A 22650-nucleotide genomic window follows, 5' to 3' on the forward strand; every position below is an offset into this window, starting at 1 on the left:
GCAGACCAGCTCCCACAGTTGATCTTTGATGTGACTGAGATCTGTGGGCAGACACAAATCCCTGTGGGAGCTGGCCTGCCAGCGATGGCGATCTACAGAACGACGGTTCTGTTCGCGTTCAAAAACACGCGTCGTTCAATGTGATAACCAACCGCCCGCGCCAACGTCAGCCCTTCAATATCCCGCCCCTTGGCGATCAGGTCTTCCGGGTAATGACTGTGGTCCACCGCCTCCACGCCCTGGGCAATGATCGGCCCTTCGTCCAAGTCGTTGTTGATGTAATGCGCCGTGGCGCCGACCAGTTTCACGCCCTTGTTGTAGGCCTGGTGATACGGTTTGGCACCCTTGAAACCGGGCAGCAGGGAGTGATGGATATTGATCGCCTTGCCGTCGAGCTTGCGGCACAGCTCTGGCGACAGGACTTGCATGTAACGCGCAAGGATCACCAGTTCGGCGCCGGACTCTTCGATCACCTGCCACACTTGACGCTCCTGCGACGGCTTGTCGTTCGGGTCCAGCGGGAAGTGGTAGTAAGGAATCTGGTGCCAGTCGGCCAGCGGCTTGAGGTCCGGGTGATTGGAAACCACGGCGGCCACGTCCATCGACAATTGGCCGATGCGCTGGCGGTAGAGCAAGTCATTTAGGCAGTGATCGGCCTTGGAGACCATGATCACTACTTTTGGCCGGTAATTCGGCGCGGTCAGCTCGAAAATCATGCCGAAATTGGCACCACGCTCTTCGAGACCGGCGCGAAAGGCCTGCTCGTCGAAACCGTCGGGTTGACGGAATTCCACGCGAATGAAAAAACGGCCCGAGAGCCGATCATCGAAGGAATGGTGCTCGGTGACGTAGCAGCCCTGCTCGAACAAAAAGCGGGTCACCGCGTCCACGGTGCCGAGAACGCTTGGGCAGTCGGCGGTCAGAATCCATGTGTCTGGGGCGCGGCTCATAGTGCGGTGACTCCTTTTGGTGGGCAACCTTGCCCGTGTAGCAGCTGCCGAAGGCTGCGTTCGGTGGCGCAGCCGTCGTAAAACCTGAAGCCCGGATACTGAATAGAAACCGGGCTGCCTGCATGATGGCGACGACTTCGTCGTCGAACGCAGCCTTCGGCAGCTGCTACAGGGATCGCATCAAGCCTGAACGCTGAGGCCGTATTCGGCGGCCGCATCCTGCAACCACAACCACCAGTAATCCGAGAAGCTGCGACGAATCAGCAGTTCCCAGGTGTCTTCAGCGGTATGGCGGATCACCAGTTGCGACTTGGCGAACACCGTGCCCACAGCCTTGCCCACCGGGAAGCTGTTGGGGTGCACGTCGTAGCTGGTGGACTTCATCAGCACCTGACGCACCTTCGGACCGCTCAGTTCGAGGATCTGCTGGCCGCCGCTGACGTTGGTGATTGCGATGTGCAGGTCGCCCAGCGCTTCGCGCAGCTTTTGCTCGGCGGCGAATTCTTCACCGGTCGGCACGATCAGCAGCCACTCATCCGGCCCCATCCATTGCAGGCTGGTTTCGCCTTTGATGACGACGGTCAGCGCACCCGGCAATTCGATGCCGAGGGCTTTGTGCACGCCGGCGGCAAACGCGGCATCGTGGCCATCGCCACGGATGGTCAGGTGGCCGAGGAGTTTTTTCTCACGCACGATCACGCCGGCGTTTTTGCGGCCCTTGCCCGCCAGGCTGGCGAGGTCGGCATGATGCAGCGACGACTCGGCCTTGGCCCCGGTGGTTGGGCGTTGTTGGTAAACATTGGCTGCGGTCATAAAGCACCTTTCCTGAATGATCGTTCCCACGCTCTGCGTGGGAATGCCTCTACGGACGCTCCGCGTTCGGCTGTTAGAGGGACGCGGAGCGTCCCGGGATGCATTCCCACGCAGAGCGTGGGAACGATCGACTTACACGTTCTGGCGATCACCTTTCGGATCGAAGAACACCGAAGAAACAATTTCCGCCTCGATCACGCTGCCATCCGCCAGCGGTGCGAACACTCGCTCACCGATGCGCTTCAACCCGCCTTTGACCACGCCCATGGCAAACGAATAGCCAAGGGAGTTGTGCAGGTAGCTGGAGGTCACGTGACCGACCATGGTCATCGGGATCGCTTGCTTGGTGTTGAACACCAGTTGCGCGCCTTCCGGCAGCCACTTGGTCGGATCGATCGGCTTCAGACCCACCAGCTGTTTGCGTTGATCACGCACGCAGTCTTCGCGGTTCATGCCACGCTGGCCGATCCATGAGAAAGGTTTAGTGCGACCGACGCACCAGCCCATGTTCAAGTCGTCCGGGGTCATCGAGCCGTCAGTGTCCTGCCCAACGATGATGAAACCTTTCTCGGCCCGCAGGATGTGCATGGTTTCGGTGCCGTATGGCGTCAGGTTGTACTGCTTGCCAGCCTCGACAATTTTTTCCAGCACACCCATGGCGTAGTCGGCTTGCACGTTGACTTCGTACGACAGCTCACCGGTAAACGAAATCCGGAACACCCGCGCCGGCACACCGCCGACCAAACCTTCTTTCCAGGTCATGAACGGGAAGGCTTCGTTGCTCAGGTCGATGTCGGTGACGTGGCTGAGCAGCTTGCGGCTGTTCGGCCCGGACAGGGTCATGGTTGCCCAGTGATCCGTCACGGAAGTGAAGTACACCTTCAGCTCCGGCCATTCGGTCTGGTGGTAGATTTCCAGCCATTGCAGCACGCGTGCAGCGCCGCCAGTGGTGGTGGTCATCACGAAATGGTTGTCGGCGAGGCAAGCGGTTACGCCGTCGTCGAAGACCATGCCGTCTTCTTTGCACATCAGGCCGTAGCGCGCCTTGCCCACATCGAGCTTGGTCCAGGCGTTGGTGTAGATGCGATTGAGGAACTCACGGCAATCCGGACCCTGGATATCGATCTTGCCCAGTGTCGATGCGTCCAGCAGGCCGACGCTGTCGCGCACGGCTTTGCATTCGCGTTTCACGGCGGCGTGAATGTCTTCTCCGGTTTTCGGGAAGTACCACGGACGTTTCCACTGACCGACATCTTCAAACTCGGCGCCGTTTTTCACGTGCCAGTGATGCAGCGCGGTGTGACGCACCGGCTCGAAGATGTGCCCACAGTGACGACCGGCCACAGCGCCGAACGTCACCGGCGTGTAGTTGGGGCGGAACATGGTGGTGCCCATCTGCGGGATGGTCACGTTCAGCGAACGGGCGGCGATGGCCAGGCCATTGACGTTGCCGAGCTTGCCCTGGTCCGTTCCGAAACCCAATGCGGTGTAGCGTTTGACGTGCTCGACCGACTCGAAGCCTTCGCGGGTCGCCAGTTCGATGGCGGCAGCGGTGACGTCGTTTTGCAGGTCGACGAATTGCTTCGGCGCCCGTGCGGTGTTCTTTTCGTGAGGCACCTGGAACAGCGCCAGCGTTGGCTCTTCCAGACGGCTCAAGGCTTTTGGCAGTACGCCTTCAACCATTTGGAACCCGGCTTCAGCAGCGGCGCGAGCGCCCCCTTCAAAACCATCGGCCAGAGAATCACCAAGACCGTAGACGCCGTTGATGCCACCGACGCACACGCGTTTTTGCGGTGCTTCGCCCGGCACGAAACCGAGGATGTCTTCACGCCAGATCGGCTTGCCGCCCAAGTGCGAAGCCAGGTGAACCACCGGGCTGTAACCACCGGAACTCGCCACCAGATCGCAGTCGAGCCACTCGCCAGGACTGGTCACGGCGTGGGCTTTGACATCAATCGCAGCGACACGAGCAGCGGTCACGTGCTTGCTGCCACGGGCCTCGATCACGGCGCTGCCGGTCAGGATGCGGATGCCTTTGGCACGTGCTTCTTCAACCAGGGCACCACGCGGATTGCTGCGGGCATCGGCGATGGCGACGACTTGCAGGCTGGCGTCGAGCCAGTCCAGCGCCACGCGGTAGGCGTGATCGTTGTTAGTCGACAGCACCAGTTTTTTGCCCGGCGCCACGCCGTAACGACGAATGTAAGTCGAGACGGCGCCAGCGAGCATGTTGCCCGGCACGTCGTTGTTACCGTAGACCAGTGGACGCTCGTGAGCCCCGGTGGCGAGAACCACACGCTTGGCGCGAACCCGGTGGATGCGCTGACGCACCTGGCCAATCGGGGCGCGGTCGCCGAGGTGATCGGTCAGGCGCTCGTGGATGGTCAGGAAGTTATGGTCGTGGTAACCGTTGACCGTGGCGCGCGGCAACAGCAGCACGTCCGGGGTGTCTTTCAGTTCGGCGATGACGCTGGCGATCCATTCGGCGGCAGGCTTGCCGTCGAGGCTTTCGCGGGAGTCGAGCAGGCTGCCGCCGAACTCTTCCTGTTCATCAGCGAGGATCACGCGGGCACCGCTGCGGGCTGCTGCCAATGCAGCGGCCAGGCCAGCAGGGCCACCGCCGACGATCAGCACGTCGCAGTGCTGGTTCATGTAGTCGTAGGTGTCCGGATCGTTCTCGGTCGGCGAGCGGCCAAGACCGGCGGCCTTACGAATGTACTTCTCGTAGGTCATCCAGAACGATTGCGGGTACATGAAGGTTTTGTAGTAGAAGCCCGGCGGCATCAGCTTGCCGCCGACCTTGCCGAGAATCCCCATCATGTCGTTGTTCACGCTTGGCCAGCCGTTGGTGCTGGTGGCGACCAAACCTTGATACAGCGCTTGTTGCGTGGCGCGTACGTTCGGGATCTGCGTGGCTTCGGTCGCGCCGATCTGCAGCACGGCGTTCGGCTCTTCGGCACCGGCGGCGAAGATGCCGCGCGGACGGGAGTATTTGAAGCTGCGACCGATGATGTCCACACCGTTGGCCAGCAGGGCGGCGGCCAGCGAATCGCCTTCAAAGCCTTTGTAGCTCTGGCCGTTGAAGGTGAAGTTCAGCACTTTGTTGCGGTCGATCCGTCCACCGTTGGACAGGCGATTGATCTGGCTCATACCTTCGCTCCCAGAGCCTGCGCGGCCGCTTTCGGACTTTCAGTCTTGTCGGTGAACTGCGGCTTGGTGCCGATCTTGTAGGTCTCGAGAATCTCGTAGGTCACGGTGTCACGGGTGACGTTGAAGTATTGACGGCAACCGGCAACGTGATCCCACAGCTCGTGGTGCAGACCGCGAGGGTTATCGCGGAAGAACATGTAGTCGCCCCACTCCTCGTCGGTGCAGGTGGTCGGATCCAGTGGACGCGGGATGTGCGCCTGGCCGGATGCATGGAATTCCTCTTCGGAGCGCAGTTCGCCGCAGTGAGGACAGAAGATATGCAACATGGGGATTTCTCCTGTTAGTGGGCAACCGCAGCAGCGCCATGTTCATCGATCAACGCACCGTTGTGGAAACGGTCGATGGAGAAAGGTGCGGCCAATGGGTGCATTTCACCCTTGGCCAGGCTTGCGGCAAATACGTTGCCCGAGCCAGGTGTGGCCTTGAAGCCGCCGGTGCCCCAACCGCAGTTGAAGAACATGTTCGGTACCGGGGTTTTGGAAATGATCGGGCACGCATCCGGGGTAGTGTCGACGATGCCGCCCCACTGACGGTTCATGCGTACGCGGGACAGTACCGGGAACATCTCGACGATGGCCTGGATGGTGTGCTCGATCACCGGGTACGAACCACGCTGGCCGTAGCCGTTGTAGCCGTCGATACCGGCGCCGATCACCAGGTCACCCTTGTCGGACTGGCTGATGTAACCGTGCACGGCGTTGGACATGATCACGCTGTCGATAATCGGTTTGATCGGCTCAGACACGAGCGCTTGCAGCGGGTGGGATTCGATCGGCAGACGGAAACCGGCGAGCTTGGCCATGTGCCCGGAGTTACCGGCGGTCACGACACCGACGCGCTTGGCACCGATGAAGCCCTTGTTGGTTTCCACACCGATGCACACGCCGTTTTCCTTGCGGAAGCCGATCACTTCGGTCTGTTGAATCAAGTCCACGCCCAGTGCGTCAGCGGCACGGGCAAAGCCCCATGCCACGGCATCGTGACGGGCCACGCCGCCGCGACGCTGGACGGTCGCGCCCATCACCGGATAGCGAGTGTTCTTGGAGCAGTCGAGGTACGGAATCTCATCGGCCACTTGCTTGGCATCGAGCAATTCGCCGTCCACGCCGTTGAGGCGGTTGGCGCTGACCCGACGCTCGGAATCACGAATGTCTTGCAGGGTGTGGCACAAGTTGTAGACGCCGCGCTGGGAGAACATCACGTTGTAGTTCAGGTCCTGGGACAGACCTTCCCACAGTTTCATCGCGTGTTCGTACAGGTGCGCCGACTCGTCCCACAGGTAGTTGGAGCGAACGATGGTGGTGTTGCGCGCGGTGTTACCGCCGCCCAGCCAGCCTTTCTCGACCACGGCCACGTTGGTGATGCCGTGTTCCTTGGCCAGGTAGTAGGCGGTCGCCAGACCATGCCCGCCACCGCCGACGATGACCACGTCATAGACCTTTTTAGGGGTCGGCGTGCGCCACATTTTCTGCCAGTTTTCGTGATGGCTGAGGGAGTGTTTGAAGAGGCCAAAGCCCGAGTAGCGTTGCATAGTCATTTACTCCAAAACCGCGCTCAGCGATAAACCGGGAAGTCCGCGCACAGGGCCGAAACCTGCTCGGCGACATTGGCCTCGACATCGGCATCGCCGAGGTTGTCGAGGATGTCGCAGATCCAGCCGGCGAGCGTCACGCACTGGGTCACCTTGAAGCCGCGCGTGGTCACCGCCGGGGTGCCGATGCGCAGGCCGGAGGTCACGAACGGCGACTGTGGATCGTTCGGGACAGCGTTCTTGTTCACGGTGATGTGGGCGCGACCGAGTGCTGCATCCGCCTCTTTGCCGGTGAGGCCCTGACGGATAAGGCTGACCAGGAACAGGTGGTTATCGGTGCCGCCGGACACTACATCGTAGCCGCGTTTGATAAACACGCCGGCCATGGCCTGGGCGTTGTCGATCACTTGTTGTTGATAGGCCTTGAAGCCAGGCTCCAGCGCTTCCTTGAAGCACACCGCCTTACCGGCGATCACGTGCATCAGCGGGCCGCCCTGGGCACCCGGGAATACCGCAGCGTTGAGTTTCTTCTCGATTTCTTCGTTGGACTTGCACAGGATCAGGCCACCACGCGGACCGCGCAGGGTCTTGTGGGTGGTGGTGGTGACCACGTCGGCGTAAGGCAGCGGGTTCGGATACAAACCGGCGGCGACCAGACCGGCGACGTGCGCCATGTCGACGAACAGCAGGGCACCGACTTTGTCGGCAATCTGACGGAAGCGCGGGAAGTCGAGGGTCTTGGAATAGGCCGAGAAACCGGCAACGATCATCTTCGGCTTGCACTCGACGGCCAGACGCTCGACTTCGTCGTAGTCGATCAACCCGGTTTTGGTGTCGATGCCGTACTGCACGGCGTTATACAGCTTGCCCGAGGACGACACTTTGGCGCCGTGGGTCAGGTGACCGCCATGAGCCAGGCTCATGCCGAGAATGGTGTCGCCCGCTTGCAGCAGTGCCAGGTAGACGGCGCTGTTGGCCGAAGAACCGGAGTGCGGCTGGACGTTGGCGTAGTCGGCACCAAACAGTTGCTTGGCGCGATCGATGGCCAGGGCTTCAACCTTGTCGACGTGCTCGCAGCCACCGTAGTAGCGCTTGCCCGGATAGCCTTCGGCGTATTTGTTGGTCAGGCCGCTGCCTTGCGCTTCCATGACGCGTTTGCTGGTGTAGTTCTCGGACGCGATCAGCTCGATGTGATCTTCCTGGCGTTGCTCCTCGGCATTCATCGCCGCCAGCAGTGCATCGTCGTAACCCTGGATCTGGTCTTGCTTGCTGAACATCGCGTCTCTCCCAGCGGCGGTGGTGCGCCATTCGTCTCGGTGAGGCATGCGCCTTTCGGCTGTGCCCTTTGAATGCGATGGTATGACCGGCGCTGGCAGATCAAATGCCTACGCACGCCACGCAAAGGTGCGTTTACGACATGGCGGGAAATGCTCTGACAGACACACCCTCCTAATCTGCGCAAATCCCCTGTGGGAGCCAGCCTGCTGGCGATGACGGCGGCACAGGCGACACTGAAGGTGGCTGAACCTCCGCAATCGCCAGCAGGCTGGCTCCCACAGGGGTTATGTGAAGACTTGGCGGACTGCGAGCAACAGCAGGAAATGCAGCGGATACAGGGCATATGCCCAGCGCCGCATCGGCGGCGGATGAACGCCTCTGGCATGTCGCAATAGCAACATTCCAAGCAGTGGCGCAATCAGACAAGCGACGATGCCAGGAACGGCAGCACTGTTGCCCAGCTTCGCGGCGTAATACAGCACGTGCAATTCGTTGGCTGCCAGACAGACCAACCCCGGTAGCAGCGCGAAATACCAGGGACGCCGAATCACCAGCACCATCGCCAACGGCAACAGCACCCCAAAGAAACCAAACATCACGTGTTCGCGGAACAATGCCGCCAGCGACAGCGCGCCAATCGCCAGCAGCCGCGATGACAGCGTCGGGTGCTGCCACCCACGCGCAACCAACAGACCGAGCGCCAGCGTTGGCATCACATTCAAGGTGGAAAGATGAGGGATGAACAGCCGGTAAGGTATTTCGCTGACGGCACTGAACAGCAGCAACCAGCCCAAATACCGCCATTGATGTGTAACTTCCCGTGCACGGGAAAGGTTCACCGCCATCGCCAGGCAAAACCACGGAAACGCCAACCGTCCCGGGACATACAGCAGATCGACGGAATAACCGACATATCGCAGGTGATCGAGCACCATGCTCAACAGCGCCAGCCACTTGAGCAGATCCAGTGCCCCATCCCGTTGCGTCATGTGCATAATTGCCCGTCGTCTTTGTGTTTTTCTGTCAGACGCATCGCGTGTGCTCCCCGGATGATCTTCGGTAAAGTGCGCACCATCATTGACCACGAGTCGCTTCACCATAGGCGTCTCGACCACGGAAAGCAGGGCTATGACCGATAAGAGCCAACAATTCGCCAGCGACAACTATTCCGGTATCTGCCCTGAAGCCTGGGCGGCCATGGAACAGGCCAACCACGGCCACCAGCGCGCTTACGGCGACGATGAATGGACCGCTCGCGCCTCCGACTATTTCCGCAAACTGTTCGAAACCGACTGCGAAGTGTTCTTCGCCTTCAACGGCACTGCCGCCAACTCCTTGGCCCTGTCGTCGTTGTGCCAGAGTTACCACAGCGTGATCTGCTCGGAAACAGCCCACGTCGAAACCGACGAATGCGGCGCACCGGAATTCTTCTCCAACGGTTCCAAGCTGCTGATCGCCCGCACTGAAAACGGCAAGCTGACCCCGGAATCGATCCGCGAAGTCGCCCTCAAGCGCCAGGACATTCACTACCCAAAACCGCGCGTTGTGACCCTGACCCAGGCCACTGAAGTCGGCAGCGTCTACACCCCGGAAGAAATCCGTGCCATCAGCGTTACTTGCAAAGAGCTGGGCCTGAACCTGCACATGGACGGCGCGCGTTTCTCCAACGCTTGCGCGTTCCTCGGCTGCTCGCCAGCGGACCTGACCTGGAAGGCCGGCGTCGACGTGCTGTGCTTCGGCGGCACGAAAAACGGCATGGCGGTCGGTGAGGCCATTTTGTTCTTCAACCAAAAACTGGCTGAAGACTTCGACTACCGCTGCAAACAGGCCGGGCAGCTGGCCTCGAAAATGCGCTTCCTCTCGGCGCCCTGGGTCGGGATCCTGGAAAACGACGCCTGGCTCAAATACGCCCGCCACGCCAACCATTGCGCGCAGTTGCTAGCCGAACTGGTGAGCGACATTACGGGAGTGGAACTGATGTTTCCGGTGCAGGCCAACGGCGTATTCCTGCAACTCTCGGAACCGGCCATCGCCGCCCTGACCGCCAAGGGCTGGCGCTTCTACACTTTCATCGGCAACGGTGGCGCCCGCTTCATGTGCTCGTGGGACACCGAAGAAGAGCGCGTACGGGAATTGGCCGCAGACATTCGCGAAGTCATGTCCCGCTGATCTCCCACCAGCCAGAAACGACACAGTCCCTGTAGCAGCTGGCGAAGCCTGCGTCCGGCTGCGAAGCAGTCGTAAACCCTATAACGCGGTGTGCATGACATACCGCGTTGGCCGAATTCACGACTGCTGTGCAGCCGAACGCAGGCTGCGCCAGCTGCTACATAAAAGCGCTGTCGCCCTCCCGATACAAAAAGTGCCTCTGAGCGTGACGCAACTCTTGGTCTACATTGTCTGCGAGCGGTTTTGATCCGCTCTCATAACAATAATCGGGAGCGCACGCATGTCATTGAAAGGCAAAACCCTTTTCATCACCGGCGCCAGCCGCGGGATCGGTCGTGAGATCGCGCTGCGCGCGGCGCGTGCCGGGGCCAACATTGTGATTGCGGCCAAAAGCGCCGAGCCGCACCCCAAGCTACCGGGCACGATTTTCAGCGTGGCGCAGGAAGTTGAAGCGGCGGGCGCAAAGGCGCTGGCATTGCAGGTGGATGTGCGTGACGAAGACGCGGTACGAAAAGCCCTGGCCCAAGCCAACGAACATTTCGGCGGTATCGATGCGCTGATCAACAACGCCGGGGCGATCAAGCTGACCGGGGTTCAACACATCGAACTCAAGCGTTTCGACCTGATGCACCAAATCAATACCCGCGCCGTCCTGCTGTGCAGCCAGGCCGCCCTGCCCTATCTGAAAAAAACCGGTGGGCACATTCTTAACCTGTCGCCGCCATTGAATCTGGCGACCCAGTGGTTCGCGCAATACAGCCCCTACACCGTGACCAAATACGGCATGAGCATGCTGACGATTGGCATGAGCGAGGAATTCAAGAATTACGGCATCAGCGTCAACTCGCTGTGGCCACAGACCATGATCGCCACTGCCGCCATTGAGTTTCAGCTCGGCTCACGGGAATCGTTCAAACACGCGCGCACGCCGGAAATCATGGCGGATGCCGCCCACGTCATTCTGGACAGCAGCGGGCGCAGCATCACCGGGCGATTGCTGATTGATGAGGAAATTCTGCGGGAGCATGGCGTGACCGAATTCGATCACTACCGCTTTGAGCCCGGCACCAACGACAAGTTGATGCCGGACTTGTTTATTGACTGAAATCTCCACCCCCCCTGTAGGAGCTGTCGAGTGAAACGAGGCTGCGATCTTTTGACTTTGATTTCAAAAGATCAAGATCGCAGCCTCGTTTCACTCGACAGCTCCTACAAGGTAGTTGTGCAACCGTCAGAACTCGATCCGCACGTCACCCTTCGGCACGCTGCAGCACGACAGGATGAACCCTTCGGCCTCGTCTTCTTCGGTGATCCCGCCGTTGTGGTCCATCTCGACTTCGCCACCCAGCTTCATCACCTTGCACGTCCCGCAGATCCCCATCCCGCACGCTTTCGGAATCAACAGCCCGAGCTTGGCCGCGGCGGCGTGAACGGTTTCACCCGGCGCCACGCGAATGCTTTTGCCGGACGCGGTGAATTCCACTTGATGCAGGTCCGCCAGATCGACTTCCGGCGCATCCGCCGCTTGCTCGGCTTGTTCCACCGCATCGGCACGGGCTTCCGGCGGCGTGGCGCCAAAGGATTCCTCGTGATAGCGCTTCATGTCGAAACCGGCGTTTTCCAGCAAGCGTTTGACTGCCGTCATATACGGCGTCGGGCCGCAGCAGAACACTTCGCGCTCAAGGAAGTCTGGCGCCATCAGCTCAAGCATCTTGTGGTTCAGGTACCCGCGATAACCGGCCCATGGTTCGCCCAGACCATGCTTCTCGCAGATCAGGTGCAGGCTGAAGTTATCGATCCGCGACGCCATGTGTTCCAGTTCGCGGTGGTAAATGATGTCTTTGGGCGAGCGGGCGCTGTGGATAAACACCATGTCGACGTTACCGTTGGTGTCGTAGAACCAGCGCGCCATGGACATGACCGGCGTGATGCCGACGCCGCCGCTGAGGTACAGCACTTTCGGCGCGGTGAAGTCCATGGCGTTGAACAGCCCGACCGGGCCGTGTACCGCCAGCTCCTGACCTTCATGCAGGGTGTCATGCAGCCAGTTCGAAACCTTGCCGCCCGGCACACGCTTGATGGTCACCGAAAAGCTGTACGGCACCGACGGCGAGCTGGAAATGGTATAGGAGCGCATGATCGGCACGCCTTCGATTTCCAGCTCCAGGGTGACGAACTGCCCCGGTTTAAAGAAGAACATGATCGGCTGGTCGGCCATGAAGCAGAAGGTGCGCACATCCCAGGTTTCCTGGATGACTTTGACGCAACGGACGATGTGTCGACCATTGGCCCAGGTCTGGGTCGTTACCGGATTCAGGAAGCTGTTGGACATGCTGTTCTCCACCGCCGATGCTCGGCCTTATGTTGGCGATTCTGCGTAACGCGCGGACCACCCATTTACCTATCTGCGACATTCACATACTTATCGCGACCAGCCAGCAGCTACCGGGGGTTGCGCGTCGGGAACAGAGTGGGCCATGTCGCTCGTGGATAAGGTTCTGGCCGGCGCCGGCCCCACACTCGCCCCATACCAAGACACATCCTTTACACCTTGCGTAGCAACCTCTAGCAGTACACCTGATTAGCCACTTTCGCCGGCCACACAGAATGGCCATGAGGATCAAATCGATGGACGTCACCGCAAAAATCAGTCTGGGCGATCCACTGGAACCCGCACGCAAGGCCACCGCGCAGATGCTGCAAGAGCGCGAGCGTACCTTCTCGCTGCCGCAGCCGTTTTACTCTGACGAGCGGCTGTTTGATATCGACATGCAGGAAATCTTTCAGAAAGAGTGGTTGATCGCCGGCATGACCTGCGAGATCCCGACCAAGGGCAACTACCTGACCCTGCAAGTCGGCAAGAACCCGATCATCGTGATTCGCGGCGCCGACGGCGTGGTGCATGCGTTCCACAACGTCTGCCGCCACCGTGGTTCGCGTCTGTGCACCAGTGAAAAAGGCAAAGTCGCCAAACTGGTCTGCCACTACCACCAGTGGACCTATGAGCTGGACGGTCGTCTGCTGTTCGCCGGCACCGAAATGGGCGCCGACTTCGACATGAATCAGTACGGCCTCAAGCCGGTGAACGTGAAAACCGCTGGCGGTTACATTTTCATCAGCCTGTCGGAAAATCCGCCCGCCATTGATGACTTCCTGTCGACGCTGAACCATTACATGGAACCGTACGACATGGAGAACACCAAGGTGGCGATTACCACCACCTTGATGGAAAAGGCCAACTGGAAACTGGTGCTGGAAAACAACCGCGAGTGCTACCACTGCAACGCATCGCACCCGGAACTGCTGAAAACCCTGCTGGAATGGGACGACGTCACCGATCCGCGTGCCGACCAGGCCTTCAAGGACCACGTCGCCGCCTCCGCCGCCGCCTGGGAAGCCGAAAAGATCCCTTACGCCCACGCCAGCTTCGGCCTGCGTAACCGCATCGTGCGCATGCCGCTGCTCAAAGGCACCGTGTCGATGACCCTGGACGGCAAACAGGGCTGCGCCAAACTCATGGGGCGCATCAAAAACCCGGACCTGGGTTCGATGCGCATCCTGCACCTGCCACACTCGTGGAACCACTGCATGGGCGATCACATCATCGTCTTCACCGTGTGGCCGATCAGCGCTCAGGAAACCATGGTCACCACCAAGTGGATCGTTCACAAGGACGCAGTCGAAGGCGTGGACTACGACGTGGAGCGTATGCGCAAAGTCTGGGACGCCACCAACGACCAGGACCGTCGCCTGGCCGAAGAGAACCAGCGCGGCATCAATTCCACGGCGTACCAGCCAGGGCCTTACTCCAAGACCTATGAGTTTGGCGTGGTGAACTTTGTGGACTGGTACAGCGAGCGCTTGCTGAACAACCTTGGGGCCGAGCCTGCGCCGTACCTCAAAGGGATTCCAGTTCAAGGCTGACAGAGCTAAAAGCATCGCGAGCAGGCTCGCTCCCACATTTGATCTGTGTCGTTCACAAATCCCCTGTGGGAGCGAGCCTGCTCGCGATAGCGCCCTCCCTAACAACACATTCTTCCCCGATATCCCTCCCCTTATTCAGAACTGTACGAAATATGACCTATTCCGTTCAGCGCTATGCCACACGCACCTTCCAGCCTTCCGCAAACAAGTTATCCACACCTCCACCCACAGCTATTGGGGACAAGTGTGCTGTTACAGATAACTTTCTCCACAGAAACCGAAGAAAATCCGTGACTTATCCAGAAGCAGGGTTTTTAACAGCGTCTGATCGTTTTTTGATCAAAAGCTTGCAGGGCACGTTCTATATGGCTTGCAGAGGATGGCGAACACCTTATCCACAGAAGCGCCAACAGAGTTTGGGGGCAACTTCTGCGGTTCTGTGGGAAACCGTTGAAAGCCGCGACAAATCGGGGTTTGCGGGCAGTTTACCGGTCCAATACGATGGATTGATCGTTTTTTAATCAACCACCTATGACACCCGGTTTACATGGCCTGTAGCGGTTAGCGAACATCTTATCCACAGAAGCGCCAACAGAGATTGGGGGCAAGTATTGGAAAGCGAGAAACCTTATCCACCGCAAAAAGCCTGTAAAAACCGCGAGTTAGGCTGGTTGTTTTTTGTACGAAGGCTTACAGGGCTTGAAATGTATGGGGTGTAGCGAGGGGCAAACACGTTATCCACAGAAACGCTAACAGGGTTTGTGGGTAAATCAGATTCTATTCAGGCACGAACGACCCGCTTCAGTGTCCAGGTTCAATTCATAATCATTGAATGCCCGCCACCCCAACAGAATCGAAGGCACATACTGACCCGACACCAACGACGGAGGAATGGTGAAGCCCGGGTAGTATTTGTAGGTCATTAACCTGATGTGCCCGGACAAATCCAACTCACCCTTGAAGATCTGGTGGCGCGATTTTTCGGCGACGTGAATCGGGTGATCACCCGGTGAGGCCGACGTCAGGTAATCCACATTCCCTGTATCAACAATCGCCAGCGTCTCCCGACGATCCAGCCGTGCGGCAATGGTCAGTCTTTGATTGATGTCCGCACGCGAATAGGTAATGGGGGAATCGCATCGCGCAGGAGGTTCAGCATTAAGTGCCAGGGTCTTTTTTTTGAGCTTCAGACGCCCCAGCTTACCGATCAGATCAAGCCCCAACAGGTTATCCCGGTCACTGACAAACACCAGGACGTTCTTGAACTCGCTCCCGCCGATCTTCAAAGAATCGAAGATCCCGAGTTTGGCAGGCAGGTTGTGCTCGCCATAATAGGTGCTATAGCCGTAATGGGAGTCGGTCAATAACGTGATGCCCATCCGCTTGGCAGTTTTGTCGTTGACCCGGGTTTGCGGGGCGCCGGTGTCTAAGATAAAGCGTGTCGAGACACCATTGGCCGCTTTGACGTCGATGTAGGGCAGCACTTCGTCTGTGACGTATCCCTCACCGGGACGTGGATAAATCGGCAGCACCTCGTGCCGTCGGGAGCGGGTCACCGAGAAATCACCGACCGCGCGCAGGGTGGCGAGCGATTGGCGGCCAAACATGGAAAACAGGATGTTGAGCTCGGAATCACTCGCGATGGCCCGGGCATGGCGGCGCTTGATCGCCAGGTAGTAATCAGGCAACTGATTGGCGGCTTTGGCCTCGAACATTCGGGCGAAAACGGACACGGAGCAATTGAGGTTATTTTCGGCGTCCAGCACCTTGTCGCACTGCTGGCGCAGTTGGGCCAACGACGCTGTTTGCCCTGGCTCCGACTCTAGCCACTGGTAAAAATCCTGATCGGACTCAGTTTTGGAAGCCGCCATCAACCCCGCAGGCTCGCACATCACCGCACTGAGCAACCACGTTGCACGCCTACGCAGAACCTTCATGTTCAACCCACGCATAAAAACCAGGTTTATGACTCAGCGCTGAACCTCTGAAAGCTCCGTAAACCCTTAACCAGCGCACAGCAAAACTTTAGCTCACTGCGCGGCAGAGCGATCGGCAGCCCTTATGGCCGGTACATCAGATAGGCCTCCCCCGTAACCCGAATCATCGGGTGGGGCGTGATCTGGCAGGTATCGACGATACGAAAGCCATGTCGCTCGTAAAACCGCCGGGCACCGGTGTTGGCGGCATAGTCGATCAGGCTCAGGCCATTGAGCCCCAACTGGTTGGCCCGGTCGTAGGCGAACGCGAGGAATTGCTTGCCCAGACCGAGGTTGCGCCAGCCCTCATGCAGCGCGAGGCTGGAGATATAGAGGGTGTCGGGGATTTCCATCGTTGCGTAGGGCGCCAAGACCGGATCGGTCACCGGCGCCGCCAGCGGATCATGGCGCATCACATAGCAGTGCATCATGCCGACGATTTCCCCGTTTGACTCGGCGATCAGACAGTTTTGATAGGAAAAATCCACATCGTCGCGGGCATAACGGATGGCGCCAACGTCCAGCAGGTCCTGGCCGGGCTCTGCTATCTGGCTCCAGATGTAATCCGAAGCCCCCTCCGATGAAATCTGGAACAACCGCGCAATCTCCCGCGCGTCGCTGCGCCGGGCAGAGCGAAACTCAACAGCCATAGACTTCCCCCAACGGTCCGTTAGCGGACCACTCCTTCTTCAATCAACAATTTGAGAATGGCGTCAGCCCCCGCTTGCGCCGTAACGCCCTTGAGCACTTGCCCCCCGCCCCCGCTGGCCTTTGCCGTCGCCGCCTTCATGCGATCGGCGCCGCTCTTGGCCTTGATCACTTTCAAGCGTTTGGGCCGTGGTTTGGCCGGTTGCAGAGTAGCGACCGCCAGCAATTCATCGTCGACGACTTCCACGTCATCGGCGTGTAACACACCCCGACGCGCCGGTCCGTAGGCGCTCTGCCGAGGCTTCGGCGCAGCGTTATCCACAGTGGCGAGAAACGGCAGGCGCACTTTCAAGCGACGGCGCTGACCACGCGGCAAGGCTTGAAGCACCAGCGCTGAATTGCCGTCGATGGATTCCACCTGCGCCAACCCCACCACCAGCGGCCAGCCGAGGCTTTCCGCCAGCAGGAACGGCAACATGCCCGAACCCTCACCAGTTTCCGCCTGACTGCCGGTCAGCACGACCTGCGCCCCCGCATCGCGCAAATAAGCGGTCAACGCCGGCAAGGCATCGGCGCCCGATGGTTGTTCCAGCACGTGTAGCTGGTCGAGGCCCATGCCCAGGTAAGCGCGCAACGCCGGTTCCGCGACGTCGCCAGCGTGCAGCACTTGCAGGTTATCCCCGGCCAGTTGCAGGCCCAGTTCCACCGCCCGCGCATCCTGCTCCGCGCGACGTGGCCGGCCAGAGGTCGGGTGGGCGCCGATGGACACCAGGCTGATGATTTTCGTGCTCATAACCCTTTCCTTCTCTTAAGCCGCATCGCGCTTGGCGTCGTTGCGGTAAGCCGCCACCGCATCGATCAAGGCTTGAAGAATCTCGGCGCTCTCGCCGATTACCGACAGGTCGGCCCGTTTGATCATGTCGCAGCCAGGATCGAGGTTGATCGCCACCACCTTGTCGCAGGCACCGATGCCCTGCAGGTGCTGGATCGCCCCGGAAATGCCCACCGCGACGTAAACCCGCGCGGTGACCCAGGTGCCGGACGCACCGACCTGACGGTCACGCGCCATGAAGCCATCGTCCACTGCCACGCGGGACGCGCCTTCGGTGGCGCCCAGTGCTTCGGCGGTCCTGTGGAAAAGTCCCCAGTCCTTGACCCCGTTGCCGCCAGAGAAGATGAATTCGGCTTCGGCCATTGGAATCGCCGCCGGGTCCACCGCCACCGCGCCCAAGTCCTCGATACGCGACAAACTGCGCGCAACGGCTGTGGATAACTCCACCGGCAAGGCTTCGTGACGGGTTTCGCTGACCGGTTCGGCGCATTCGGCAGCGGCCAGAATCAACCGGGCGACAGGACGCGCGAGGTCTTGCAAACCGGCACCGGCCCGGCCGATGCATTCCTGGTCCTTGACCTGCCAGACCCGCGTGGCCGGGCGTTCGCCCAGTGCGGCGGCAAAGCGTCGACCCAGTTCGCCACCACCGCTGCGGCTGTCCGGCAGCAGCCAGTGACGCGGGCTGAACTGGTTATCCACAGCCCGCAGGCCCTGGACCCGTTGTTCCGGTGCATAACCGTTGAATTCGTCGCCCTCCAATACCAGCAAGCGATCAACACCTGCGGTGACGAAGGTGTTTTCTTTGTGTTCACCGAAGACCACGGCCAATACCGCGCCGTCCTTGCCGGCCAATTGATGGGCCAGACCTAACAAGTCGCGGTCGTGGCTGCTCAAGCGACCGCCAACCATGTCCGGCACCACACTGATGTAGAACGCCGGTGCCGGCACTGAATGCAGCGGCAATTGCACCTCAACGGCGGCGGTTCGTTTAGTCGCCCCGCCCTGCTGAGCGCCGCTGCGGTCAATGCGCTTGATGCCGTTGGGGCCGATAAAACCGATGCCATGCAGATTCTTGCGGATGACGCCATTGGGGCCCATCCAGCTGTGTTGCGCCGGTTGCATGGCCGCGTGCAGCGGATGCAAGCGGTTACGGGCAATCCATTCGGCGCGTGGGTCACGGCGGATAATGTCGCTCATCAGTGGGCCTCCGCGGGTTCACGTTGGGCCGGTGCAGCCGGTTTGCTCGGTGCGGCATCTTCGAGCAATGCATCGGCCACCAGTTCGGCGATGTCCTTGATCAGCGGACGCGGTTCGACCACGCCTTCGAGCATCGCGGTGCATTGTGGACAACCCACGGCCACCAGTTCGGCGCCGGTTTCGCGGATGTCTTCCATGCGCATGTCGGGGATCCGTTGCTTGCCCGGAATGTCGGTGATCGGCGCACCGCCACCGCCGCCGCAGCAGCGCGAGCGGAAACCGGAGCGTTGCATCTCTTTCACTTCAATTCCGAGGGCGCGCAGCACTTCACGCGGCGCCTCGTATTCGCCGTTGTAGCGACCGAGGTAGCACGGATCGTGATAGGTCACGCTGCTGCCTTTGTGCTGACCTAGGTTCAGGGCGCCAGCGCCGATGATTTGCGCCATGTAGGTGCTGTGGTGTTGCACGAGGTAGTTGCCGTCGAAGGCGCCGTACTCGTTTTTCAGCACGTGAAAGCTGTGCGGGTCGCAGGTGACGATACGGTTGAAGCTGTACTTGGCCAGGGTCTGGATGTTGCGTTTGGCCAACAACTGGAAGGTTGCTTCATCGCCCAAACGCCGGGCGACGTCACCGCTGTCGCGCTCTTCCAGCCCGAGCACGGCGAAGTCGACTTTGGCCGCTTTCAGTACTTTGACGAAGGCGCGCAGGGTGCGCTGGTTGCGCATGTCGAAGGCGCCATCACCGACCCAGAACAGTACGTCGACAGATTTCTTTTCGCTCATCAGCGCGAGGTTCAAGTCCGCTGCCCAGTTCATCCGCCCGCCCGGCGCAAAGCCGCCCGGGTTGTCGGTGGCGATCAGGTTTTCCAGGACTTCGGCGCCCTTGTTCGGAGTCGCGCCTTTTTCCAGGGTCAGATGGCGGCGCATGTCGACGATGGCGTCGACGTGCTCGATCATCATCGGGCATTCCTCGACGCAGGCGCGGCAGGTGGTGCAGGACCACAGGGTTTCGGCGTCCACCAGACCGTTGACGATCGGTTGATGGGGATTACCGGCGTGTTCGCCGATCGCCTTGCCTGGATAAGGGCTACCGGCGAATTTCGCATCAGTACCACCGGCCAGGCCGACGACCATGTCCTGGATCAGCTTTTTCGGGTTCAACGGCTGACCAGCGGCGAATGCCGGGCACGCGGCTTCGCACTTACCGCACTGCACACAGGCGTCGAAACCGAGCAGTTGGTTCCAGGTGAAATCCTTGGGCTTTTCCACGCCCAGCGGCGCGGTCGGGTCGTTAAGGTCAAGCGGTTTCAAACCGGTGGAACGGCCACCATTAAAACGCTCGGCGCGACGGTGCCAGGCCAGGTGCAGCGCACCGGCGAAGGCATGCTTCATCGGCCCGCCCCAGGTCATGCCAAAGAACAGTTCCGAGACGCCCCACAGCACACCGACGCCGAGGATCGCAGCCACCAGCCACCCCCCGAAGTTTTCCGGAAGGATGCCCGCGACCGGCAGAGTCAGCAGGAAGAACGATGCCGAGAACGCCAGCAGGCTTTTCGGCAGGCGCATCCACGGGCCTTTGGACAATCGCGCTGGCGGGTTGCGCCGACGCAGGTAGACAAAGATCGCGCCGACGAACATCACTGCCGTCATCAACAGCAGCGCATAACCAAGAATGCGGTTATGCAGGCCGAAACCGTGCACCAGTATCGCCAGCACGATGGACGCCACCGCACCGCCAGCCGTGGCGACGTGAGTGTTGGCGATATATTTGTCCCGCGCGACGACGTGGTGCAAGTCGACCATGTAACGCTTGGGCATGGCGAACAGACCGCCGATCAGGTCGACTTTCGAAGCCCGGCCCTGACGCCACATGGCCACCCGCCGCAACGCGCCCAGGACAGCCAGGCCCAAGGCAGCGAACAACAGGATTGGAAGAAGGGTGTTTAACATCAGAGTCACCTCTGGCGAGGTGCAAGCGACAGGCTACAAGCTGCAAGAAAAAGCTGCGGTGAGGCTGAGCTTTTACTTGTAGCTTGCAGCTTACGGCTTGCAGCTAAGCCGTCAAAAATCCTTACAGAGCCGGAGTGCGTCATAAATGGCGGCGTGTGTGTTGCGCTGCGCCACGCAGTCGCCGATGCGGAACAGCAAATAGCCGTCGCCCGCCTGGCTCAGTGAAGGTTGCGGCTTGATCGCGAACAGGGCTTCGATGTCCATCTGGCCTTTGTTACGCGAGCCTTCCTTCAGGGCGTAGTAGATTTCTTCGTCCGGACGCACGCCGTTTTCGACGACGACCTGGTCCACCACCCGCTCCTCTTTGACGCCGGTGTATTCGTTTTCCAGCACCGCCACCAGCTTGTCGCCTTCGCGGTAGACCTTCTCCAGCATCATGTCCCCGGTCATGATCACTTCTTTGGGGTACATGCTGCGGTAGTACGTCGGGAACGAGGTGCCGCCAATCGCAACGCCCGGTTTGATGTCGTCGGTGACGATTTCGACCTGACTGCCCTTATCGGCGAGGAAGTCCGCGGTGGACATCCCGGTGAACTCGCAAATGGTGTCGTAGACCAGCACGTTTTTGCCCGGTGCGACCTTGCCGTCGAGGATGTCCCAACTGCTGACCACCAGGCCTTCAGCCGCGCCCCAGTGCTCGTTCTGCTCCAGGAACGGATGACCGCCGACGGCGAGTACCACCACGTCCGGACGCAGGTCGAGAATGGTTGCCGCATCGGCCGCCACGCCCAGGCGCAGATCGACTTTCAACCGCGCCAGTTCCAGCTGGAACCAGCGAGTGATACCGGCGATCTGGTCCCGTTGCGGGGCTTTCGAGGCGGTGGTGATCTGCCCGCCAATGAATTCTTTTTTCTCGAACAGGGTCACGTCGTGGCCACGTTCGGCCGACACGCGAGCGGCTTCCATCCCGGCAGGACCGGCACCGACCACCACAACTTTGCGCTTCACGCCGGTGGTCTTCTCGATGATATGCGGCACGCCCATGTATTCACGGGAGGTCGCGGCGTTCTGGATGCACAGCACGTCCAGCCCTTGGTACTGACGGTCGATGCAGTAGTTGGCGCCGACGCATTGTTTGATCTGGTCGACCTGACCCATTTTGATCTTGGCGATCAGGTGCGGGTCGGCGATGTGGGCACGGGTCATGCCGACCATGTCGACGTAGCCGCCCTCCAGGATTCGGGTTGCCTGATTAGGGTCCTTGATGTTCTGCGCGTGCAAAACCGGGGCCTTGACCACTTCCTTGATACCGGCCGCCAAATGCAGAAATGGCTCCGGTGGATAACTCATGTTCGGGATAACGTTGGCCAGGGTGTTGTGGGTATCGCAACCCGAGCCCACCACGCCGATGAAGTCGATCATGCCGGTGTCGTCGTAGTACTTGGCGATCTGCTTCATGTCCTCGTGGGACAAGCCGTCCGGGTGGAATTCATCACCGCACAGACGGATGCCGACGCAGAAATCCGGGCCGACTTCCGCCCGCACAGCCTTGATCACTTCGAGGCCGAAACGCATGCGGTTTTCGAAGCTGCCGCCCCATTCGTCGGTACGTTTGTTGACCCGTGGGCTCCAGAACTGGTCGATCATGTGCTGGTGCACTGCCGACAGTTCGACGCCGTCCAGGCCACCGGCCTTGGCCCGCGCAGCAGCGCTGGCGTAGTTGCCGATCACCCGCCAGATTTCTTCCGGTTCGATGGTTTTGCAGGTCGCACGGTGCACCGGCTCACGGATGCCCGATGGCGACAGCAGGGTTGGCCAATGTTCACCGTCCCAGCGCGAGCGACGGCCCATGTGGGTAATCTGGATCATGATCTTGGCGCCATGCTTGTGCATGGCATCGGCCAGGTTCTGGAAGTGCGGAATGATCCGGTCGTCGGCCAGGTTGACCGATTTCCACCAGCCTTGCGGGCTGTCGATGGCCACGCTGGAGGAACCGCCGCAAATCGCCAGGCCGATCCCGCCCTTGGCTTTCTCTTCGTAATACTTGACGTACCGGTCGGTGGTCATGCCGCCGTCGGTGGCATAGACCTCGGCGTGCGCGGTGCTCATCACGCGGTTACGGATGGTCAGTTTGCCGATCTGGATCGGCTGGAACATTGCTTCGAAAGCCATG

General features: G+C 60.2%; 17 protein-coding genes. 3 read left to right on the forward strand and 14 right to left on the reverse strand.

The window, feature by feature from the left end; genetic code table 11:
* Window positions 1-92: 92 nt before the first annotated feature.
* From purU to PMI22_RS07265, 7 genes are all read right to left on the reverse strand, one after another.
* On the reverse strand, window positions 93-950 hold the full coding sequence (purU, locus tag PMI22_RS07295; RefSeq protein ID WP_007947730.1) for a formyltetrahydrofolate deformylase: 858 nt from the start codon (window positions 948-950) through the stop codon (window positions 93-95).
* Window positions 951-1130: 180 nt separating this feature from the next.
* Window positions 1131-1763, reverse strand: coding sequence for a sarcosine oxidase subunit gamma (locus PMI22_RS07290; RefSeq protein WP_007947731.1), 633 nt, complete (start codon window positions 1761-1763; stop codon window positions 1131-1133).
* 132 nt (window positions 1764-1895) lie between these two features.
* A complete protein-coding gene (locus PMI22_RS07285) occupies window positions 1896-4913 on the reverse strand; it encodes a sarcosine oxidase subunit alpha (RefSeq protein WP_007947733.1) in 3018 nt (1005 codons plus the stop codon).
* Window positions 4910-5239 carry a sarcosine oxidase subunit delta gene (locus tag PMI22_RS07280; protein ID WP_007947734.1) on the reverse strand — a complete coding sequence of 110 codons (330 nt, stop codon included), beginning with the start codon at window positions 5237-5239 and terminating at the stop codon, window positions 4910-4912. Before PMI22_RS07280 ends, PMI22_RS07285 begins: the two co-directional genes overlap by 4 nt.
* Before the next feature lie 14 nt (window positions 5240-5253).
* Window positions 5254-6504 carry a sarcosine oxidase subunit beta gene (locus tag PMI22_RS07275; RefSeq protein WP_007947735.1) on the reverse strand — a complete coding sequence of 417 codons (1251 nt, stop codon included), beginning with the start codon at window positions 6502-6504 and terminating at the stop codon, window positions 5254-5256.
* 23 nt (window positions 6505-6527) lie between these two features.
* Window positions 6528-7781 (reverse strand): serine hydroxymethyltransferase, encoded by a 1254-nt coding sequence (gene glyA / locus PMI22_RS07270; RefSeq protein WP_007947736.1) that lies wholly within the window; start codon window positions 7779-7781, stop codon window positions 6528-6530.
* Between the two features lie 285 nt (window positions 7782-8066).
* Window positions 8067-8777, reverse strand: coding sequence for a TraX family protein (locus tag PMI22_RS07265; RefSeq protein ID WP_033049554.1), 711 nt, complete (start codon window positions 8775-8777; stop codon window positions 8067-8069).
* 133 nt (window positions 8778-8910) lie between these two features.
* Between PMI22_RS07265 and PMI22_RS07260 the strand changes: the two genes are divergently transcribed.
* Together PMI22_RS07260 and PMI22_RS07255 are read left to right on the forward strand one after the other, a co-directional pair.
* Window positions 8911-9951 carry a threonine aldolase family protein gene (locus PMI22_RS07260; protein ID WP_007947739.1) on the forward strand — a complete coding sequence of 347 codons (1041 nt, stop codon included), beginning with the start codon at window positions 8911-8913 and terminating at the stop codon, window positions 9949-9951.
* Window positions 9952-10231: 280 nt separating this feature from the next.
* Window positions 10232-11056 carry an SDR family oxidoreductase gene (locus tag PMI22_RS07255; protein ID WP_007947740.1) on the forward strand — a complete coding sequence of 275 codons (825 nt, stop codon included), beginning with the start codon at window positions 10232-10234 and terminating at the stop codon, window positions 11054-11056.
* A 126-nt stretch (window positions 11057-11182) separates the two neighbouring features.
* Here the strand turns inward: PMI22_RS07255 and gbcB are convergent, their stop codons facing one another.
* On the reverse strand, window positions 11183-12283 hold the full coding sequence (gene gbcB, locus PMI22_RS07250) for a glycine-betaine demethylase subunit GbcB (protein ID WP_007947741.1): 1101 nt from the start codon (window positions 12281-12283) through the stop codon (window positions 11183-11185).
* 296 nt (window positions 12284-12579) lie between these two features.
* On the opposite strand from gbcB, the gene gbcA reads away from it, so the two are divergent.
* Window positions 12580-13875: a glycine-betaine demethylase subunit GbcA gene (gbcA, locus tag PMI22_RS07245; protein ID WP_007947742.1), complete on the forward strand. Its 1296-nt coding sequence runs from the start codon at window positions 12580-12582 to the stop codon at window positions 13873-13875.
* 770 nt (window positions 13876-14645) lie between these two features.
* Here gbcA and PMI22_RS07240 read toward each other — a convergent pair.
* The 6 genes from PMI22_RS07240 to dgcA all read right to left on the reverse strand — a co-directional run bounded on the left by PMI22_RS07240 (window position 14646) and on the right by dgcA (window position 22649).
* Complete coding sequence (locus tag PMI22_RS07240; protein WP_007947743.1) at window positions 14646-15812, reverse strand: retropepsin-like aspartic protease; 1167 nt, start codon at window positions 15810-15812, stop codon at window positions 14646-14648.
* Between the two features lie 122 nt (window positions 15813-15934).
* The gene (locus PMI22_RS07235) at window positions 15935-16501 is read right to left on the reverse strand and encodes a GNAT family N-acetyltransferase (RefSeq protein WP_007947744.1); all 567 of its coding nucleotides are present in this window, start codon (window positions 16499-16501) and stop codon (window positions 15935-15937) included.
* A gap of 20 nt (window positions 16502-16521) precedes the next feature.
* Entirely contained in the window at window positions 16522-17292 is a 771-nt protein-coding gene (gene etfB, locus PMI22_RS07230; RefSeq protein WP_007947746.1) for an electron transfer flavoprotein subunit beta, read from the reverse strand.
* Between the two features lie 15 nt (window positions 17293-17307).
* Window positions 17308-18528 carry an electron transfer flavoprotein subunit alpha gene (gene etfA / locus PMI22_RS07225; protein WP_007947749.1) on the reverse strand — a complete coding sequence of 407 codons (1221 nt, stop codon included), beginning with the start codon at window positions 18526-18528 and terminating at the stop codon, window positions 17308-17310.
* The gene (gene dgcB, locus PMI22_RS07220; RefSeq protein WP_007947750.1) at window positions 18528-20477 is read right to left on the reverse strand and encodes a dimethylglycine demethylation protein DgcB; all 1950 of its coding nucleotides are present in this window, start codon (window positions 20475-20477) and stop codon (window positions 18528-18530) included. The genes etfA and dgcB overlap by 1 nt, the downstream gene beginning before the upstream one ends.
* A gap of 111 nt (window positions 20478-20588) precedes the next feature.
* Window positions 20589-22649: a dimethylglycine demethylation protein DgcA gene (dgcA, locus tag PMI22_RS07215; RefSeq protein ID WP_007947751.1), complete on the reverse strand. Its 2061-nt coding sequence runs from the start codon at window positions 22647-22649 to the stop codon at window positions 20589-20591.
* Window position 22650: the final 1 nt, after the last annotated feature.

The sequence above is a fragment of the Pseudomonas sp. GM21 genome (assembly GCF_000282215.1).
Taxonomy (GTDB): domain Bacteria; phylum Pseudomonadota; class Gammaproteobacteria; order Pseudomonadales; family Pseudomonadaceae; genus Aquipseudomonas.

What these genes read in the sequence shown, in the direction of transcription:
- PMI22_RS07235 (WP_007947744.1), bottom strand. Translation starts at nt 16,501, where the DNA reads ATGGCTGTTGAGTTTCGCTCTGCCCGGCGCAGCGACGCGCGGGAGATT.
- PMI22_RS07255 (WP_007947740.1), top strand. Translation starts at nt 10,232, where the DNA reads ATGTCATTGAAAGGCAAAACCCTTTTCATCACCGGCGCCAGCCGCGGG.
- gbcB (WP_007947741.1), bottom strand. Translation starts at nt 12,283, where the DNA reads ATGTCCAACAGCTTCCTGAATCCGGTAACGACCCAGACCTGGGCCAAT.
- PMI22_RS07265 (WP_033049554.1), bottom strand. Translation starts at nt 8,777, where the DNA reads ATGCACATGACGCAACGGGATGGGGCACTGGATCTGCTCAAGTGGCTG.
- etfA (WP_007947749.1), bottom strand. Translation starts at nt 18,528, where the DNA reads ATGAGCGACATTATCCGCCGTGACCCACGCGCCGAATGGATTGCCCGT.
- glyA (WP_007947736.1), bottom strand. Translation starts at nt 7,781, where the DNA reads ATGTTCAGCAAGCAAGACCAGATCCAGGGTTACGACGATGCACTGCTG.
- gbcA (WP_007947742.1), top strand. Translation starts at nt 12,580, where the DNA reads ATGGACGTCACCGCAAAAATCAGTCTGGGCGATCCACTGGAACCCGCA.
- PMI22_RS07285 (WP_007947733.1), bottom strand. Translation starts at nt 4,913, where the DNA reads ATGAGCCAGATCAATCGCCTGTCCAACGGTGGACGGATCGACCGCAAC.
- PMI22_RS07275 (WP_007947735.1), bottom strand. Translation starts at nt 6,504, where the DNA reads ATGCAACGCTACTCGGGCTTTGGCCTCTTCAAACACTCCCTCAGCCAT.
- PMI22_RS07240 (WP_007947743.1), bottom strand. Translation starts at nt 15,812, where the DNA reads ATGAAGGTTCTGCGTAGGCGTGCAACGTGGTTGCTCAGTGCGGTGATG.
- dgcA (WP_007947751.1), bottom strand. Translation starts at nt 22,649, where the DNA reads ATGGCTTTCGAAGCAATGTTCCAGCCGATCCAGATCGGCAAACTGACC.
- PMI22_RS07280 (WP_007947734.1), bottom strand. Translation starts at nt 5,239, where the DNA reads ATGTTGCATATCTTCTGTCCTCACTGCGGCGAACTGCGCTCCGAAGAG.
- purU (WP_007947730.1), bottom strand. Translation starts at nt 950, where the DNA reads ATGAGCCGCGCCCCAGACACATGGATTCTGACCGCCGACTGCCCAAGC.
- dgcB (WP_007947750.1), bottom strand. Translation starts at nt 20,477, where the DNA reads ATGTTAAACACCCTTCTTCCAATCCTGTTGTTCGCTGCCTTGGGCCTG.
- PMI22_RS07290 (WP_007947731.1), bottom strand. Translation starts at nt 1,763, where the DNA reads ATGACCGCAGCCAATGTTTACCAACAACGCCCAACCACCGGGGCCAAG.
- etfB (WP_007947746.1), bottom strand. Translation starts at nt 17,292, where the DNA reads ATGAGCACGAAAATCATCAGCCTGGTGTCCATCGGCGCCCACCCGACC.
- PMI22_RS07260 (WP_007947739.1), top strand. Translation starts at nt 8,911, where the DNA reads ATGACCGATAAGAGCCAACAATTCGCCAGCGACAACTATTCCGGTATC.